This window comes from Geodermatophilus sp. SYSU D00684 (assembly GCF_054050455.1).
In genome coordinates, this window is the sequence record NZ_JBJGZI010000015.1 from 38,861 (window position 1) to 55,846 (window position 16,986).

13 protein-coding genes are annotated in these 16,986 nt (G+C 77.2%); 6 read left to right on the forward strand and 7 right to left on the reverse strand.

Annotation, left to right across the window (positions count from 1 at the left end; all coding sequences use genetic code 11):
* Position 1 precedes the first annotated feature (1 nt).
* The 4 genes from ppk2 to ACI79L_RS12665 form a co-directional block, all read right to left on the reverse strand.
* On the reverse strand, positions 2 to 1,039 hold the full coding sequence (gene ppk2 / locus ACI79L_RS12650) for a polyphosphate kinase 2 (RefSeq protein ID WP_456937126.1): 1,038 nt from the start codon (positions 1,037 to 1,039) through the stop codon (positions 2 to 4).
* A gap of 21 nt (positions 1,040 to 1,060) precedes the next feature.
* On the reverse strand, positions 1,061 to 1,771 hold the full coding sequence (locus tag ACI79L_RS12655) for a hypothetical protein (RefSeq protein ID WP_456937127.1): 711 nt from the start codon (positions 1,769 to 1,771) through the stop codon (positions 1,061 to 1,063).
* Positions 1,772 to 1,934: 163 nt separating this feature from the next.
* Complete coding sequence (locus tag ACI79L_RS12660; protein ID WP_456937128.1) at positions 1,935 to 6,827, reverse strand: NAD-glutamate dehydrogenase; 4,893 nt, start codon at positions 6,825 to 6,827, stop codon at positions 1,935 to 1,937.
* Between the two features lie 130 nt (positions 6,828 to 6,957).
* Positions 6,958 to 7,323 carry a phage holin family protein gene (locus tag ACI79L_RS12665; RefSeq protein ID WP_456937129.1) on the reverse strand — a complete coding sequence of 122 codons (366 nt, stop codon included), beginning with the start codon at positions 7,321 to 7,323 and terminating at the stop codon, positions 6,958 to 6,960.
* A 148-nt stretch (positions 7,324 to 7,471) separates the two neighbouring features.
* Between ACI79L_RS12665 and ACI79L_RS12670 the strand changes: the two genes are divergently transcribed.
* Complete coding sequence (locus ACI79L_RS12670; protein WP_456937130.1) at positions 7,472 to 8,422, forward strand: chemotaxis protein CheB; 951 nt, start codon at positions 7,472 to 7,474, stop codon at positions 8,420 to 8,422.
* Between the two features lie 7 nt (positions 8,423 to 8,429).
* On the opposite strand, the gene ACI79L_RS12675 is transcribed toward ACI79L_RS12670, so the two are convergent.
* Positions 8,430 to 8,825 (reverse strand): nuclear transport factor 2 family protein, encoded by a 396-nt coding sequence (locus tag ACI79L_RS12675; RefSeq protein WP_456937131.1) that lies wholly within the window; start codon positions 8,823 to 8,825, stop codon positions 8,430 to 8,432.
* A gap of 110 nt (positions 8,826 to 8,935) precedes the next feature.
* On the opposite strand from ACI79L_RS12675, the gene ACI79L_RS12680 reads away from it, so the two are divergent.
* On the forward strand, positions 8,936 to 10,123 hold the full coding sequence (locus ACI79L_RS12680) for an AAA family ATPase (RefSeq protein WP_456927633.1): 1,188 nt from the start codon (positions 8,936 to 8,938) through the stop codon (positions 10,121 to 10,123).
* On the opposite strand, the gene ACI79L_RS12685 is transcribed toward ACI79L_RS12680, so the two are convergent.
* Entirely contained in the window at positions 10,077 to 10,934 is an 858-nt protein-coding gene (locus tag ACI79L_RS12685; protein WP_456937132.1) for an alpha/beta fold hydrolase, read from the reverse strand. The genes ACI79L_RS12680 and ACI79L_RS12685 overlap by 47 nt on opposite strands.
* Positions 10,935 to 11,072: 138 nt before the next feature.
* Here ACI79L_RS12685 and ACI79L_RS12690 point away from each other — a divergent pair, with 138 nt between their 5' ends.
* Both ACI79L_RS12690 and ACI79L_RS12695 read left to right on the forward strand, forming a co-directional pair.
* Positions 11,073 to 11,840, forward strand: a complete 768-nt coding sequence (locus ACI79L_RS12690) for a ZIP family metal transporter (protein WP_456937133.1) — start codon at positions 11,073 to 11,075, stop codon at positions 11,838 to 11,840.
* 17 nt (positions 11,841 to 11,857) lie between these two features.
* Positions 11,858 to 12,781 carry an alpha/beta fold hydrolase gene (locus ACI79L_RS12695; RefSeq protein ID WP_456937134.1) on the forward strand — a complete coding sequence of 308 codons (924 nt, stop codon included), beginning with the start codon at positions 11,858 to 11,860 and terminating at the stop codon, positions 12,779 to 12,781.
* Here the strand turns inward: ACI79L_RS12695 and ACI79L_RS12700 are convergent, their stop codons facing one another.
* On the reverse strand, positions 12,782 to 14,554 hold the full coding sequence (locus ACI79L_RS12700; protein WP_456937135.1) for a SpoIIE family protein phosphatase: 1,773 nt from the start codon (positions 14,552 to 14,554) through the stop codon (positions 12,782 to 12,784).
* Positions 14,555 to 14,818: 264 nt separating this feature from the next.
* Between ACI79L_RS12700 and ACI79L_RS12705 the strand changes: the two genes are divergently transcribed.
* The gene (locus ACI79L_RS12705; protein ID WP_456937136.1) at positions 14,819 to 16,408 is read left to right on the forward strand and encodes a SpoIIE family protein phosphatase; all 1,590 of its coding nucleotides are present in this window, start codon (positions 14,819 to 14,821) and stop codon (positions 16,406 to 16,408) included.
* Positions 16,409 to 16,522: 114 nt separating this feature from the next.
* Complete coding sequence (locus ACI79L_RS12710; RefSeq protein WP_456937137.1) at positions 16,523 to 16,981, forward strand: ATP-binding protein; 459 nt, start codon at positions 16,523 to 16,525, stop codon at positions 16,979 to 16,981.
* Positions 16,982 to 16,986: the final 5 nt, after the last annotated feature.

Sequence of the window (16,986 nt, forward strand, 5' to 3'; positions counted from 1 at the left end):
CTCAGCGCCGGTTCGTGCGGGGCGGCGGCGGGGCGACCGGGGTGTCGGAGGACTCCTCCAGCACGTCGGCGGCCGAGCCGACGATGAGCGGGTCCGGGTCGCCGACGACGTCGCAGTCCTTGTCGTCGTAGTCCAGCCGGCACAGCACGTGCCGCATCGCCTCGAGCCGGGCGCGCTTCTTGTCGTTGCTCTTGATGACCGTCCACGGCGCGTGCTGCGTGTCGGTGTGGAGGAACATCGCCTCCTTGGCCTCGGTGTAGGCGTCCCACTTGCCGAGGCTGGCGAGGTCGGTGGGCGAGAGCTTCCACTGCCGCACCGGGTCGATCTGCCGCACGACGAAGCGGCTGCGCTGCTCCCCGCGGGACACCGAGAACCAGAGCTTGAACAGCAGGATGCCGCTGTCGACGAGCATCCGCTCGAACTCCGGCGCGTCCTGCAGGAACTGCCGGTACTGCTCGTCGGTGCAGTAGCCCATCACCCGCTCGACGCCGGCGCGGTTGTACCAGGACCGGTCGAACATCACGATCTCGCCGGCCGCGGGCAGGTGCTGCACGTAGCGCTGGAAGTACCACTGCGTCTGCTCGCGCTCGGAGGGCTTGTCCAGCGCCACCACCCGCGCCCCGCGGGGGTTGAGGTGCTCGGTGAACCGCTTGATCGTGCCGCCCTTGCCCGCGGCGTCCCGCCCCTCGAAGACGACGACCAGCTTCTGCCCGGTCTCCTTGACCCAGCTCTGCATGTGCAGCAGCTCGATCTGCAGGCGGCGCTTCTCGATCTCGTACTCCCGGCGCTCCATGCGCTCGGTGTAGGGATAGCCCTCGCGCCAGGTCTCGACCCGCAGTCCGTCGGGGCCGAACAGCTCGCGGTCGTCGTCCCAGTCCTCGTCGCTGTCCTCGTCGGGCAGGGCGTTGAGCCGCCAGCGACTCAGGTCGAGGACCTCGGCCTCCTTCGGCGCCTCGGTGGTGCCGGGAGGGTCACCCCCCCGGTCCTGCACGGCCTGGTCCTGCACTGGCTCGCGGTCGACGGCGGTGTCGGGCTGCACGGGGTCCCCCTCACGGGTCGGTCACGTCCGTGACCGGCCGTACCCCACCCTGGACCGGGCACGCCCGGGGCGCGACGGGGCGGGCGCCCCGGACTCGAGCACGTGCGCGACGGCGTACTCGGCGAGCGCGGCCAGCGCCCGCGCGTCGCGGCCGGGCGCGAGCGCGGGCAGCAGGTGGACCTCGACGACGCCGCCGTCCACCTCGCGGACGGCGACCGGGCAGACGGCGGCCTGCGCGTCGACGGCGGGCGCCAGCGTGCGGGCGCGGAACCGGCCGGGGTCCTCCCCCTCCGCCGCGCCGCCGGGGTGCGCGGTGACCGTGTCCCCGGCGCGCAGCAGGGCGGTGACCTCGGCGCGGACGGCGCCGCTGCCGTCGTCGACCAGGAGCCCGCCGCGGCGGGCGAGCACGCGCAGCAGCGGGGTGCCGGCCAGCGCGGCGTCGACCACCGGGGTGCCGGGGACGACGGTGGCCAGCGCGAGGACGTCGGTCCAGCCGGCGGCGTTGGCGACGACGAGCCGGGGTCCGCGCGGCCAGGCGACCGCCGGGTTGACCACCCGCACGCGCAGGCCCCGCGCCATGAGCAGGTCGGCGGCGGTGCACACCCGCAGCCGCTGCTGCCGGCGCCGGCCACCCCAGGTCGCGGTGGCGGCGCGGACGGCGGTGCGGGCGGCGGTGCGGGCGAGCGCCGGGGTCATGGCGGTGCGGGCGGGGGACGGGGTGCCGTGGTCCACGGGGTCCTCCAGGTCACGGGACGGGTGTCCGCGCACCAGGGTGGGGGCCCCGGGTGTCCGCCGGGTGACGCCGGTGCGGAGATCCCGCGACGGCCCGGGGAACCCCTCCGCGGGCGGGGCCCGGCACCGGCGGTGCGCCGGCCCCGGGCCCCGGGTGCCGCGCTCAGCGGCGGCGCAGGCCCCGCAGGGTCCGGACGGCGACCAGCAGCTCGGGCAGCTCGTGCCGGTCGCCGGCGGCGATGTCGGCGAGCTGGGCCGCGGCCCGCCGCTGGGCGGGGTCCCAGCCCTCCACCCAGCCCGCGACCAGGGCCGTGGCGTCGTCGCCGCTCCCCCGCCCGGCCAGGACCTCGACGGCGAGCTCGGCCTGCTCGGCGGCCAGGTCGTCGCGCAGCGCGGCGCGGGCCATCGACGGCCAGCGCCGGTCCCGCGGCAGCGCCGTCACGAGCTCCCGCAGCGGGACCAGGGCCAGCCGCTCGGCCAGCTCCTCGGTGACCCGCCCGGCCAGCTCGATCGGGGCGCCGGTGCGCTCGGCGACGACGGCCAGGTCGAGCGCCGTCGGCAGCAGCGGCGCGGCCGCCAGCTCGCCGGCGAGCCCGGCCGGCACGCCCGCGGCCTGCAGCCGCCGCGCCCGCTCCGCGTACGCGGCGGCCTCGTGGCCCAGCAGCCACCCCGGCAGGCCGGCCCGCACCGCCGCCACCGGGGCGGCGAACCGCTCGGTGAGGGCGGCGATCCCCGCCGCGGGGTGCGCGCCGATCTCGGGCAGCCGCAGCAGCCACCGCGCGGCCCGCTCGGCCAGCCGGGTCGCCTCGGTGCGCAGCTCCACCTGCACCGGCGCGGGCACCCGGTTGTCCAGCGGCCGGACGGCGTCCCACAGCCGGTCGACGTCGAACACCGCGCGGGCCACCGCGTGCGCCCGCACGACGGCGGCCAGGTCGAGCCCGCTCTCCTCGGCCAGCCGGAACAGCCCGGTCACCCCGGCGGTGTTGACCGCCCGGTTGGTCAGCGCGGTGGCCACGATCTCCCGGCGCAGCGGGTGGGCCTCGACCGCGTCGGGGAACCGCTTCCGCAGCGGCGCCGGGAAGTAGCCGCTCAGCAGCCGGGCGAGGGCGGGGTCGTCGGGCAGCTCGGAGGCGAGGACGGCGTCGCCCGCCTCGAGCTTGGCGTAGGCCAGCAGCACCGACAGCTCCGGGCTGGTCAGCGCGTGCCCGTCGCGGCGCCGCTGGGCCAGCGCCCGGTCGTCGGGCAGCGCCTCGACCGCGCGCACCAGCCGCCCCGACCGCTCCAGCGCCCGGATGAACCGCTCGTGCGCGTCGAGCAGGCTGCGCGCGGAGTTCACCTCGACGGCGAGCGTGGCGTTCTGCGCGTGGTTGTCGGTGAGGACGGCCGCGGCGACCTCCTCGGTCATCTCGGCCAGCAGCGCGGCGCGGCCGTCGGCGTCGAGCACGCCGGCCTCCACCACCTCGTTGAGCGCGATCTTGATGTTCACCTCGTGGTCGGAGGTGTCCACGCCCGCGGAGTTGTCGATGGCGTCGGTGTTCACCCGGCCGCCGGCCAGCGCGTACTCCACCCGCCCGCGCTGGGTGAGGCCGAGGTTGCCGCCCTCCCCCACCACGCGCACCCGCAGCTGGTGGCCGTCGACCCGGACGGTGTCGTTGGCCTTGTCGCCGACGTCGAGGTGGCTCTCGGTGGCGGCCTTGACGTAGGTGCCGATGCCGCCGTTGAACAGCAGGTCCACCGGGGCGAGCAGCACCGCGCGGACGAGCTCGACCGGGGAGACCGTGTCGACGTCGGCGTCGAGGCCGAGCGCGGCCCGCATCGGCTCGCTGACCGGGATCGCCTTGGCCGTCCGCGGCCACACGCCGCCGCCCGCGCTGATCAGCGCGGGGTCGTAGTCGGCCCACGACGAGCGGGGCAGGCCGAACAGCCGCCGGCGCTCGGCGTACGACGTCGCGGCGTCGGGGGTGGGGTCGACGAACACGTGCCGGTGGTCGAAGGCGGCCACCAGCCGGATGTGCTCGGACAGCAGCATCCCGTTGCCGAAGACGTCGCCGCTCATGTCGCCGATGCCGACGACGGTGAACTCCTGGCTCTGCACGTCCACGCCGAGCTCGCGGAAGTGGCGGGTCACCGACTCCCACGCGCCGCGGGCGGTGATGCCCATGGCCTTGTGGTCGTAGCCGACCGAGCCGCCGGAGGCGAAGGCGTCGCCCAGCCAGAACCCGCGCTCGAGCGCGACGGCGTTGGCGAGGTCGGAGAAGGTCGCCGTGCCCTTGTCCGCGGCGACGACGAGGTAGGCGTCGTCGCCGTCGTGGCGGACCACCCGCTCCGGGGGCACGACCTTCCCGCCCACCAGGTCGTCGGTCAGCGACAGCAGCGCGCCGATGAACAGCCGGTAGCAGGCCTGGCCCTCGGCCAGGACCTCCTCGCGGGAGGCGCCCTCCGGCGGGGGGGTGCGGACGACGAAGCCGCCCTTGGCGCCGGTGGGCACGATGACGGTGTTCTTCACCATCTGCGCCTTGACCAGGCCGAGGACCTCGGTGCGCAGGTCCTCGCGGCGGTCGGACCAGCGCAGCCCGCCGCGGGCCACCGCGCCGAAGCGCAGGTGCACGCCCATCACCCGCGGGGAGCTGACGAACACCTCGCGGGCCGGGCGCGGCTCGGGCAGGTCGGGGACCGTGCGGCAGTCGAGCTTGATCGCCAGCGGCCCGCCCGCGTAGTAGGTGGTGCGCTGGGTGGCGAGGACGGCGGCCAGCAGGCTGGTGAGCACGCGGTCGGCGTCGAGGGTGTCGACCCGGCCGATCGCCTCGCGCAGCGACGCGGCCAGCGCCTCCTGGCGGGTGGCCCGGCCGGCCTCGCGCCCGGGCGAGAAGCGGGTCTCGAACAGCGCGACCAGCCGCGCGACGACGTCGGGGTGGGCGGCCAGCGTCGTCTCCACGTACCGCTGGCCGAAGGGCAGCCCGGCCTGGCGCAGCCACTGCACGTAGGCGCGCACGACCGTCACCTGCCGCCAGTTGAGCCCGGCCAGCAGCACCAGCGCGCCCAGGCCGTCGTCCTCGGCGTCGCCGCGCCACACCGCGGCGACCGCCTCGGTGAACCGCTCGGGCAGCGAGCCGGGGAAGGGCAGCTCCCCGCCGGGGGCGGTGAGCCCGAAGTCGTAGATCCACGCCACCGGGGCGCCGATCCGGTCGATCTCGTAGGGCCGCTCGTCGACGACGTCGACGCCCATGTGCTGCAGCACCGGCAGCACGTCGGACAGCAGCAGCCGCTCCCCCACCCGGTAGACGGTCAGCCGCGGCTCGGCGGCGTCGGCCCCGCGCGGGCGGCGCAGCCGCAGGCCGAGCTCGCCGGGCGGCAGCGCGTCGAGGCGGGCGAGGTCCTCGACGGCCGTCGTCGCCGGGAAGTCCTCCTGGTATGCGGCCGGGAAGGCGTCCGCGACGCGGGCGAGCACCTGCTCGGCCTCGGGGCCGTACCGCCCGGCGAGCGCGTCGGACAGGTCGTCGGTCCAGCTGCGGGCGACCGCCGCGAGCTCCTGCTGCAGCGCCTCGGCGTCGACGTCGGGCAGCGCCGGGGTCCCGCCCCGGCCCACCGGCAGCCGGACGACGAAGTGCAGCCGGGCCAGCACCGACTCGGTGGACCGCGCGGTGAACTCGATGTCCCGGCCGCCCAGGCGGGACAACAGCAGCTGCTGCATCGCCAGGCGGACCTCGGTCGTGTAGCGGTCGCGCGGCAGGTAGACCAGCGCCGACCAGAACCGGCCGTAGGGGTCGCGGCGCAGGAACAGCCGGGTCTGCCGGCGCTCCTGGAGGTAGAGCACGGCCAGCGCCACCGGCAGCAGCTCGGCAGCCGGTGCCTGGAACAGCTCGTCGCGCGGCAGGGTGTCCAGGACGTCGACCAGCGTCTTGCCGGTGTGGCTGTCGGCCGGCACGCCGGAGCCCTCGACGACCTCGGCGACGCGGCGGCGGACCAGCGGCACCTCGCGGACGTTCGCCGCCGCGGCCGCGGAGGGGAACAGCCCGACCAGCCGGTGCTGGCGGGCGGGCCGGTCGCCGGCGGCGGGCTCGGTCACCGCGACCAGGTCCAGCCAGGCGCGGCGGTGCACCGTCGAGCGGATGTCGGCCTTGGTGACGGTCAGCAGCGCCGGGCCCAGCGGACCGGCCGCCTCGGGCAGCGCGGTCCCGGTGTCGCTGCGCAGGACGCCCAGGCCGGTGCCGGGGACGGCGCGCACGGCGGTCCCGACCTCGACCTCGCGGGCACCGAGGAAGACGAAGTTGCCGTCGGCCAGCCAGCGCAGCAGGGCCGCGGCCTCGGCGGGGTCGTCGGCCGGGTCGGCGATGTCGACGCTGCCCCGCTCCTCCAGCCTGGTGGCCAGCTCCAGCGCGCGGGCGGCGGTGCGCGGCGCGTCCTCGTCGACGGCGCGGACGTCGGCGAGGACGGTGCGCAGGCCGGCGACCAGGTCACCGGCGGCCTCGTCGTCGAGCGGGCCGTCGAGCACGGCGGCCATCCACGACTCGGCCAGCGCGTCCGGGCCGCAGCGGGCCGCGTCCGTGCCGGGGCTGTCGCAGAAGGCCCGCAGCGCGCCGGTGACGTCCCGCCGGACGACGACCACCGGGTGGACGACGTGCTGCAGCCCCACGCCCTGCCGGACCACCTCGGCGGTCACCGAGTCGACGAGGAAGGGCATGTCGTCGGTGACGACGAGCAGCAGCCCGCGCCCGTCGGTCAGCCGCTCGACGACGACGGTGGCCGCGCCCTGCGCCCGGACGCCGGCCAGCCGGAGGTGGCGCAGCGCCAGCCCGGCGAGGTCGGCCGGGTCGTGCCCGAGGACCTCGGCGGCCGGCTCGCTCCAGTAGTAGCGCTGCAGCAGGGCCGGGAGGTCGCCGGTGCCGCAGCCGGCGGGCAGGCCGGGCCCGTCGTCGGTGTCGTCGGCGGCGCCGCGCGCGGCCTCGGCGAGCAGCGCCCGCTTCTCCTCGTTGGCGGCCTCGAGGGCGACCAGTGCCGGCGGGACGTCGTCCTCCGGCCGGTCGGGGACGACGGTGTCCACGCCGGTGGTGCTCATGTCCGGCGACGCTAACCCGCCCGGGCCGCCTCGTCAGTGCGACGCGGCCGCCCGGCAGGGTGACGTGCTGGAACGGCCCCCTCGCAGGGTCCCGCCGCGAGCCTGCGAGCGGCGGGGGCGAGGGGGTCCTTCACCGGTCCAGGAGCTGGTCGGCGGCCCAGCCGACGACGGCGAGGACGAGCCCGCCCAGGATCGCGGTGCCGAAGCCGTCGACCGAGAGCCGGTCCGACAGCGCGGCGGTGAGGCCGAGCAGCGCGGCGTTCACGACCAGGAGGAACAGCCCCAGGCTCAGCAGGATCGCCGGGAAGGACAGGAACCGCAGGATCGGCCCGACCACCGCGTTGACGACGGCGAACAGCAGCCCCACCCAGAGGAACGTGCCGCTGATGCCGAGCGCCCCGTCCTCGTTGCCGTCGATCTCGATGCCCGGCAGCAGCCGCGTGAGGGCGTAGAAGGCCAGGGCCATGACGACGACCTTGAGCGCGAACCTGATCACGCGTCCACGCTAATGGCCGGACCTGGGAGTCCCCTGGCTCTGCGCCCTTCTACCGGTCTCTGCCGTCCGCGCTAGAGACCCGTAGACCGGCCTCGACGTGCGTGCGGGCGCGCCCGCGTGGGCACAGCGGACGGTGAGGTGGTGCGCCGTGGTGGACCGGCTGGTGGTCGTGGGTGCGTCCGCCGGGGGCATGGACCCCCTGCGGCGGCTGCTGAGCGCGCTGCCCGCCGACCTGCCGGCCGCCGTCGCCGTCGTGCTGCACCTGTCCCCCACCGGCGAGAGCCGGCTGCCCGAGCTGCTGTCCCGGGCCGGCCCGCTGCCCGCGCGGCACCCCAACGAGGGCGGGGTCCTGGTGCCGGGGCAGGTCGTCGTCGCACCGCCCGACCGGCACCTGGTCGTGCGCGACGGCCGGGTGCACGTCACCCGGGGGCCGCGGGTCAACCGGCAGCGGCCGGCGGTCGACGTGCTCTTCCGCAGCGCCGCCGTCTCCCACGGCGCCGGTGTGGTCGCCGTCGTCCTGTCCGGCGCGCTCGACGACGGCGCCCTCGGCGCGGCCGCGGTCGCGGCGCAGGACGGCCGCGTGCTGGTGCAGGACCCCGGCGAGGCGCGCGTGTCCGCGATGCCCCGGGCGGCACTGGCCGTCGTGCGCCGCGCCCGCGCGGCCCCCACCGCCGAGCTCGGGCCGCTGGTCGCCGAGCTCGCCCGCGCCCCCCTCCCCCCGGCGCCCGCCGCCGGCGCCCCGTCCGACGAGAGGAGTCCGCAGATGGCCGGCGGACCGACAGCCGCCACCGACCGAGGGGTCCCCGCCGCCCTCGGCTGCCCCGAGTGCCAGGGCGGCATGTTCGAGAACACCGCCGACGGGTCGGTGAGCTGGGCCTGCCACGTCGGCCACGCGTGGTCGGCGCAGAGCCTGCTCGAGGCGCAGCGCCAGGCCGTCGAGGGCGCGGTCTACAACGCCGCGTCCAAGCTGCTGGAGATCGCGTCGGTGCACCGCCGGCTGGCCGAGCTCGGCACCGACGGGCGGGACGAGCACCTGCGCGCGGCCGAGCGGGCGGAGGCGCGCGCCGCCCAGGTCCGCGGCGAGGCCGGCGACGGCTGACCGGCGGTCAGCGCGCGGGCGTCTGCGTGTAGAGCGCGAGCCGCCAGCGGTCGCCGTCGCGGACGTACAGGCTGCTCATCGCTCCCGTGAACGGCGGCTCCTGCTCGTGCCGCCAGGCCCGGCCGGTGTAGACCAGCGCCGCCGCGTCCGCGCCGGCGCGCACCAGCCGGACGTCGTCGAGCTCGTAGCGCAGCCACGGCGGGGAGGCGGCCAGGGCGGCGACGACGGCGGCGCGGTCCATCACCGTCCCGTCCGCGAGCACCATCAGGCCGTCGTCGGTCATCACCTCGCCGTAGAAGTCCCCGCCGGTCGCGTCGCACAGGGCCTCCCAGCCCCGCCGCTCCAGGGTGAGGAGCTCGGTCTGCACCTCGTCGTGCACGCGGTCGTCCAGTCGGTCGTCCATGCGCGCCACCCTGGCGTCGCCACCGGCCGCCGTCGACCCTCCGCGACACGCGCTACGCCGTTCTACCGATCTCTACGGTGGGGGCTAGACGGGGCCATACGGTGCTCGACGTGGACCCCGTCCGGAACCCCTACGCCCCCGGCGCCGGGCAGCGCCCGCCGGAGCTCGCCGGCCGCGACGACGAGCTGTCGGCCTTCGACGTCGTCCTGGAGCGGATCGCCCGCGGCCGGCCCGAGCGGTCGCTGGTGCTCACCGGGCTGCGCGGCGTGGGCAAGACGGTGCTGCTCAACCAGCTGCGGTCGGCGGCGATCGGCCGCGGCTGGGGCACCGGCAAGATCGAGGCGCGGCCGGACCAGTCGCTGCGCCGGCCGGTCTCCTCGGCGCTGCACATGGCGCTGCGGGAGCTGCGCCACCCCGACCAGGAGTCGATGGACGCCGTCCTCGGCACGCTCAAGGCCTTCGCCCAGCGGCTGGCCCCGGCCGACGCCAAGCTGCGCGACCGCTGGCAGCCCGGCATCGACGTGCCCGCCACCACCGGCCGGGCCGACTCCGGCGACATGGAGATCGACCTGGTCGAGCTGCTCAGCGACGCCGCCGGGCTGGCCGCCGACGTCGGCAAGGGCGTCGCGCTGTTCATCGACGAGATGCAGGACGTGCAGGCCCCCGACGTCTCGGCCATCTGCGCGGCCTGCCACGAGCTGTCCCAGCAGGGCGCGCCGCTGATCGTCGTCGGCGCCGGGCTCCCCCACCTTCCGGCGGTGCTGTCGGCGTCGAAGAGCTACTCCGAGCGGCTGTTCCGCTACCTGCGCATCGACCGGCTGGACCGGCCCGCCGCCGACCGCGCGCTGCTGGCGCCCGCCGAGCGCGAGGAGGTCACCTTCGAGCCGGCCGCCCTCGACGCCCTCTACGCGGCCGCCGACGGCTACCCGTACTTCGTGCAGGCCTACGGCAAGGTCACCTGGGACGTCGCGGCGGCCTCCCCGATCACCGCCGACGACGTCGCGATGGCCGCGCCGGTCGCCGAGGCCGAGCTCGCGGTGGGGTTCTTCGGCTCCCGCTACGACCGCGCCACCCCGGCCGAACGCGAGTACATGCACGCGATGGCCGAGCTCGGCGGTCCCGCCGGCGCCCCGGTGGCGACGTCGGAGGTGGCCGCGGCGCTGGGCCGCAAGCCGGCGTCGCTGTCACCGGCGCGCGACTCGCTGATCAAGAAGGGCCTGGTCTACTCCGCAGAGCGCGGGCAGATCGCGTTCACCGTCCCCCACTTCGGCCGCTACCTCCTGCGCCAGCCGGACTAGCGGCGCGCAGGAGGAAGGCGTCCAGGTCGGCGGCGAGGTCCCGCGGGCACTCCCAGTTCGGGCAGTGGCCGGTGCCCTCGTGGACCACCAGCCGGGCGTCGGGGAGCGCGGCCAGGAGCCGGTCCTGCTGCCCGCGGTCGAACAGCGCGTCGCGGTCGCCCCACACCAGCAGCGTCGGCGCGGTCACGGCCCCGAGCCGGTCGCGGTCGTCGGAGGCGGCCAGCCCCTCCCACGAGTCGCGGTAGACCCATCCCGGCGCCCGCCGGCTCTCGGCCACCAGCGCGTCGAAGAACCCCGGCTCCACGGGCCGGTGCACCGTGCTCGCGGCGAACTCCCTCGCGAAGTCCTCGGGGACGTCGTCGGGCAGGTCCGCGATCGCCGTCCGCACCTCCTCCGCGAGCGGGCGGCCCAGCCGGTCCCCCGAGCCGACGAGGACGAGCCGGCCGACCAGCCCGGGGTGCTCCTCCGCCACCCGCCGCACCACGAAGCTGCCGAAGGAGTGGCCCACCAGGTGGGCGCGCCCGATCCCGAGCGCGCCGCACAGGTCCACCAGGTCGTCGGCGAACCGGTCGAGCGCGTAGCCGGCGCGCGGGTGGTCGGACCCGCCGAACCCGCGCTGGCTGAAGGCGACGACGTGCAGCCGCGGGTCCAGGTGCGCGAGGACGCGGCTCCAGGAGAACCAGGAGTCGGGCCAGCCGTGGACGAGGACGACGACCGGCCCGCCGGGGTCCCCCTGCTCGACCGTCTCCAGCCGCAACCCGCCGGGGAGGGTCACGGTGCGCGGGGTGAGGGTCTGCGTCGTCCCGGACACGGGGCCTCCCGGAGTCGTCCCCCCGCACGTCCACGGTAGGGACTGCGGCATCGGTGCGCGCCCGCCTGCTGCGGCAGAAATGGCCATTTCTGCCGCACCGGGCGGTTGCGCTGCGCAACGGGGGGCAGGGAGCGGCCCGTGCCCGACGTCGTCGAAGCCGGTCTGTGGGGTCTGCTGGGCGGCGCCGCCCTCGTGCTCGGGGCGCTGGTCGCCTGGTTCGTGCGCGTGCCGCAGGCGGTGATCGCCTCGGTCATGGCGTTCGGCTCGGGCGTGCTGATCTCCGCCGTCGCCTTCGACCTCATGGAGGAGGCCGCCGACACCGGCGGGCTGGGCCCCACCGCGATCGGCTTCATCGGCGGCGCGGTCGCCTACCTCGCGGCGAACGCGGCGCTGGCCCGGCGCGGCGCCCGGCACCGCAAGCGGTCGGGCGGGGCGGGGACCGAGCAGCAGCCGTCGGAGGGCGAGCAGGACGGCAGCGGCGCGGCGATCGCCGTCGGCGCGCTGCTCGACGGCGTCCCCGAGTCGGTGGTCCTGGGGCTCGGCCTGCTCGGCGGCGGGGCGGTGAGCGCGCCGGTGCTGGCGGCGGTCTTCATCTCCAACGTGCCCGAGGGGCTGTCCAGCGCCGCCGGCATGAAGGCCAGCGGGCGGTCGGCCGGCTACGTCTTCAGGGTCTGGGGCGGCATCGCGCTGGCCAGCGGCCTGGCCGCGCTGGTCGGCTACGCGGCCCTGGGCGGCGCCCCGCCCGAGGCGATCGCCGTCATCACCGCCGTCGCGGCCGGCGCGATCCTCACGATGATCGCCGACACGATGATCCCGGAGGCCTTCGAGCGGACCCGCACCTGGACTGGCCTGATCACCGCCGCCGGGTTCCTCGTCGCCTTCGCGATCGAGCGGCTCGGCGCGTGAGCGGGCAGGGTGGGCCCGTGGCAGAGGCACGCGACCCCGTCCAGATCAGCGTCCCCGTCGACGGCGGCGAGCTGTCCGCCCTGCACTGGGCCGCCGACGCCCCCGGCTCCCCCATCGCCGTGCTGGTCCACGGCATCACCGCCAACGCGATGGCCTGGGCCCGCGTGGCGGCCGCGCTGGCCGGCGAGTTCGAGGTCGTCGCCCCCGACCTGCGCGGGCGGGCCGGCTCGGCCGGGCTGCCCGGTCCCTACGGCCTCGAGCGGCACGCGCAGGACGTCGCCACCCTGCTCGACCGGTTCGGCGCCGACGACGACGCCGGGGCCGACGCCACCGTGCTCGTCGGCCACTCGATGGGCGCGTTCGTCGCCGCGCTGGCCGCGGCCGGCCCGGCCCGCCACGAGGTGCACGGCCTGGTCCTGGTCGACGGCGGGCCGGCCCTCGCCCAGCCCCCGGGCGCCGACGTCGACGCGATGCTCTCCGCCGTCCTCGGCCCGTCGCTGGACCGGCTGTCGACGTCGTTCCCCGACCTCGCCGCCGTGCGCGCGTTCTGGGCGCGGCACCCCGCCGTCGGCCCGTGGGTGGACGTGCCCTCGGTGGCCGCCTACCTCGCCCGCGACCTCGCCCCCGGCGGGCCGCCGCTGCGCAGCGCCTGCGTGCCCGAGGCGGTCCGCGTCGACGGCGGGGACGTGCTGCTCAACGAGCGCGTGCTGGAGGCCACCACCGCCCTGCCGGTGCCCGCCACGCTGCTGTGGGCCACGCGCGGCCTGCTCGACCAGACGCCCGGCCTCTACGACGAGGTGCGCCTGGCCTCGCTCGGGCTGGAGGCGGCCGGCATCACCCCGCGCGAGGTGCCCGGCACCAACCACTACTCGGTGCTGTGGGCCGACGAGGGCGTCGCGGCGATCGCGGACGAGGTCCGGGCGGCCGCCGCCCGCGTCTGATCAGGCGGGGTGGCCGAGCAGCGGGGGCAGCACCTCGGGCCCGGCCTCGGCCGGGCGTTCCCCGCCCACCGGGTGCGCCCGGACGGCGAGCACCGCGACGTCGTCCTCGGCGCCCTCGCCGAGCATGCTGGCCAGCAGCCCGTCGCACAGATCGGCCAGCGAGGAGCCGGCCGCGGCCTCGACCAGCCGGCGCAGCTCCTCGCGGCTCTCGTCCAGCGGCACGCCGCGCCGCTCGAACAGCCCGTCGGTGAACAGCAGCAGCGTGCTGTCCGGCGGGACGACGGCGTACCCGTCGGCGCGCGGGCCGCGCCAGCCGATCCCCAGCGGCGGGCCGACCGGCGCGGACAGGTCGCGGACGGTGCCGTCGGGCAGCAGCAGCATCGGCTCGGGGTGGCCGGCCGTGGCCCAGCGCAGCCGGCGCAGCCCCACGGCCGCCTCGGCCGGGGTCTGCTCGACCCGGCACACCAGCGCGGTGGCCATCGCGGGCACGGCGAGGCCGACCAGGGCGTGGTCGACCCGCCGCAGCACCCCGGCGGGCTCCTCCAGCCGGTCGAAGGCGATCGCGCGGACCAGCGTCTTGACCTGCCCCATGGCCGCGGCGGCCTCGATGTCGTGGCCCATGACGTCGCCGATCACCAGCACGGTGTCGCCATCGGGCTGCAGGAACGCGTCGTACCAGTCGCCACCGATGGACACCCCGCGGGTGGCGGGCCGGTAGCGGACGGCGAGCTCGAGGTGGTCGGGCTGCACCGGCGGGGACAGCAGGCTGTGCTGCATCCGCTCGGCCACCTGCTGGGCGGCGCTGGCCAGCCGGGCGTTGTCCAGGGCCAGCGCGGCCCGCCGCGAGGCGATCTCCGCCGTCCGCAGCTCGACGTCGGTGTGCGGCCCCCGCTCGGGCCCGTTGACGAGGGTGAACGCGCCGAACACCTCGCCGCGGGCGAGCAGCGGGAACGTGGCGACGGCGGCCACCCGCAGCGGCGCCAGCGCCTCGCGGCTGGCGTCGTCGGCGACCATGGCGCGGACGTCGTCGTCGGTGACCTGCGGGAGGACCACCGGCCGGCCGCTGGCCAGCGCCGTGGGCACCGGCGCGGTGGGCCGGTTGCTGCGCACCCGCAGGTCGGCGTAGCGGTGCATGGCCGGGACCATCGCCGGGTCGCTGTGCGCGCGGCCGACGTCGCGGCGGGTGCCGTCGGGGTCGACGACGCTGACCAGGCACCAGTCCGCCAGCAGCGGCACGACCAGGTCCGCGAACCGGGCGACGGCCTCGTCGACGTCGGTGGTCGACGTCATCGCCTGGCTGACGTCGCCGAGCAGCACCAGGTGCCGGGCCGACACCTCGGCCCGCGCCGCGGACGCGGCCGCCTCCGCGGCGGCGGACTCGCGGGCCGCGACGGCCGCGGCGCGCTCCTCCTCGGTGCGCCGGCGCCGCGTGACGTCGTCGTAGGTGACCACCAGGCCGGCCTCGGTGAGGAACGCGTCGGCGCGGAACCACCGCCCCAGCGGGGCGAAGAACGCCTCGGTGGAGCCGGACTCGCCGGTCTCGCGGACGTGCCGGTACAGCTCCTCGAACGGTCCCCCGACCCCCTCCGGGAACACCTCCCAGATGCCCCGGCCCTGCAGCCCGGCGACGGTGTGCTCGAGCACCGCGGCCCCGGCCGGGTTGACGTAGCGGAACCGCCAGCCGTCGTCGAGCACCAACAGCGGCCGGTCCATGCCCTCCACGGCCTGCACGAGCAGGTCACGGGGCGGCGGGGCGGCGCCGTCCGGGGTCATGGGGCCATGCTGCCGCATCCCGGGCGGCCTGCCCGCCTGCGGTCCCCCGTCGTGGGGAACGGTCCGGCGGGGACCCGTTGGCAGCCGGAGCGGGGCACGGGACGATCAAGGCCGGTCCCTGGCGTCCGGCACCCGTCCGCCGGCGCCGACGGCCGGCGAGGAGGTGCGGGCATGGCCGTTCCGCTGCCGGACCCGCCTGCCGGTCCGGGAGCGGGGTGGCTGTGGGAGGCGGGTCCCCGGCCGACCGTTCCCCTCGGTCGCCGGGTGCCCGACCCCGTGGCCCTCGGCGCCCTGGTGGACCGGCTGCCGGCCGCCGTCCTCGCGCTCGACCCCGGGGGCCGGCTGACCTGGCTGAACGCCGCCGGGGCGCGGCTGCTGGGCGGCACCGCCGCCGGGCTGACCGGCCGGCCGCTGGACGACGGCGTGCCCGGCAGCACCGGCCACGTCCTCGCCCAGGCCTGCGCCGAGGCCGCCGCCACCGGCGAGCAGGTGACCGTCGCCGCCGGGGACGGCTGGTACGAGGTGCGGGCCCTGCCCGGGCCCGAGGGGCTCGCGGTGACGGTCACCGACGTCACCGCCCGGCGCGCGGTGCAGGAGCGGGCCGACCGCGCCGCGGCCCGCGCCACCCTGCTGGTGCGGGTGAGCGGGGAGCTCTCCGGCGCGCTCGACGGCGTCTCGGCGCTGGGCCGGCTGGCGCGGCTGGTGGTGCCGGTGCTGACCGACGGCTGCGTGGTCACCGTCGTCGACCGGGAGGGCCGCGCCCGCGACGTCGGCTCCTGGCACGCCGACCCCGAGCGCCGCGAGCTGCTGGCCCGCTACACCCGGGTGCGGCTGGAGCGCATGCCGCCGTCCTCCCCCGTGGCGCAGGCCCTGCGCGCGGGCACGCCGCTGACCACCTCGATCGCCGACGTCCTGGGGGACATGACCGACGAGGACGCGCGCGGGATGCTGCGCGGCCTGCACGCGGAGTCCGTGGTGGTCCTCCCCCTGCCCGCCGAGTCGCGGACCGTCGGGGTGCTCACCCTCTACCTCGACGCCGGCCGCACGCTGGGCGAGGCCGACCTCGCCACCGCGCGGGCGGTCGCGGTGCAGGCCGGTCGCGCGGTGGACCGGGTCGGGCGGCAGAGCCGGCAGATCCAGCTGGCCGAGGCGCTGCAGCGCAGCCTGCTCACCGACCCACCGGCGTTCCCCGGCCTGGAGGTCGCGGTGCGGTACGTGCCGGCGGCCGAGGCGGCTGGGGTGGGCGGGGACTGGTACGACGCCTTCTCCTCCCCCACCGGCGACCCGGTCGTGGCGATCGGCGACGTCGTCGGCCACGACACCGCGGCCGCGGCGACGATGGGCCAGCTGCGCGGCCTGCTGCGGGGGATCGCGCACGCCCGCCGCGCCGGCCCCGCCGAGGTGCTGCACGGCCTGGACGCGGCCATGGCGGACATGCACCCGGAGACGCTGGCCACGGCCGCGGTCGCCCGGCTGGAGGACGGCGGGCGGCGGCTGCGGTGGGCCAACGCCGGGCACCCGCCCCCGGTGCTGCTCCTGCCCGGTGGCGAGGTCGTCGCGCTCGACCACGGCGACCCGGTCGGCGACCTGGCGCTGGGCGTGGACGCCACGGCCGAGCGGCGCGAGTCGGCGGTCGGCCTGGCCCCGGGGTCGACGGTGCTGCTGTTCACCGACGGGCTGGTCGAGCGGCGCGGCACCACGCTCGACGCGGGCACCGCCCGGCTGCACCGGGTGCTGGCCGCGCTCGCCGGCCGGCCGCTGCCGCAGCTGTGCGACGAGCTGCTCGCCCGCCTGGTGCCGGACCCGCCCGAGGACGACGTCGCGCTGCTCGCGGTGCGCGCCGGTGCGGGCTGAGCCGAGATCCGGCTCACCCCGCCGAGGCAGGTGGGCGCCGGCAGGGTTGGGCCGCCGGCCGGCTGGGCACCCGAGTCCTCGTCCGAGAAACAGGACCACGACGGAGAAGAGGTCATGGGCCGACTCACCTGGCCGCTGCGCCCGCTGCCCGACGGGCGCGGCGAGCTGTGGCGCCGGGACCTCGGGGACCTCGCCGAGCTGCCGGCCGCCCGGGCCGGCCTCCGCGACCACCTCAGCAGCGTCGGCTTCCCGCGCGACGCCGACGACCCGGCGGCCGACCGGATGATCCTGGCCTTCGACGAGCTGGCCTCCAACGCGCTGCGGCACGGCGTCTCGCCGGTCGTCGCGACCGTGGTGGCCGGCTCCGGCGGCTGGCTGCTCGACGTGAGCGACCGCGACCCGGACACCATGCCGGCGCCCGCGGTCGGCCGGGACCCCTCGCAGGGCGGGCTGGGCCTCTACCTGGTGGCGCGGCTGTCGGTGGCCCACGGCTGGTACGTCGACGACGGCTGCAAGCACGTGTGGGCCTGCCTGCCGACCACCTTCGAGGAGCGCGCGGCCACCGCGTCCTGAGGACG

What these genes read in the sequence shown, in the direction of transcription:
- ACI79L_RS12660 (WP_456937128.1), bottom strand. Translation starts at nt 6,827, where the DNA reads ATGAGCACCACCGGCGTGGACACCGTCGTCCCCGACCGGCCGGAGGAC.
- ACI79L_RS12700 (WP_456937135.1), bottom strand. Translation starts at nt 14,554, where the DNA reads ATGACCCCGGACGGCGCCGCCCCGCCGCCCCGTGACCTGCTCGTGCAG.
- ACI79L_RS12675 (WP_456937131.1), bottom strand. Translation starts at nt 8,825, where the DNA reads ATGGACGACCGACTGGACGACCGCGTGCACGACGAGGTGCAGACCGAG.
- ACI79L_RS12710 (WP_456937137.1), top strand. Translation starts at nt 16,523, where the DNA reads ATGGGCCGACTCACCTGGCCGCTGCGCCCGCTGCCCGACGGGCGCGGC.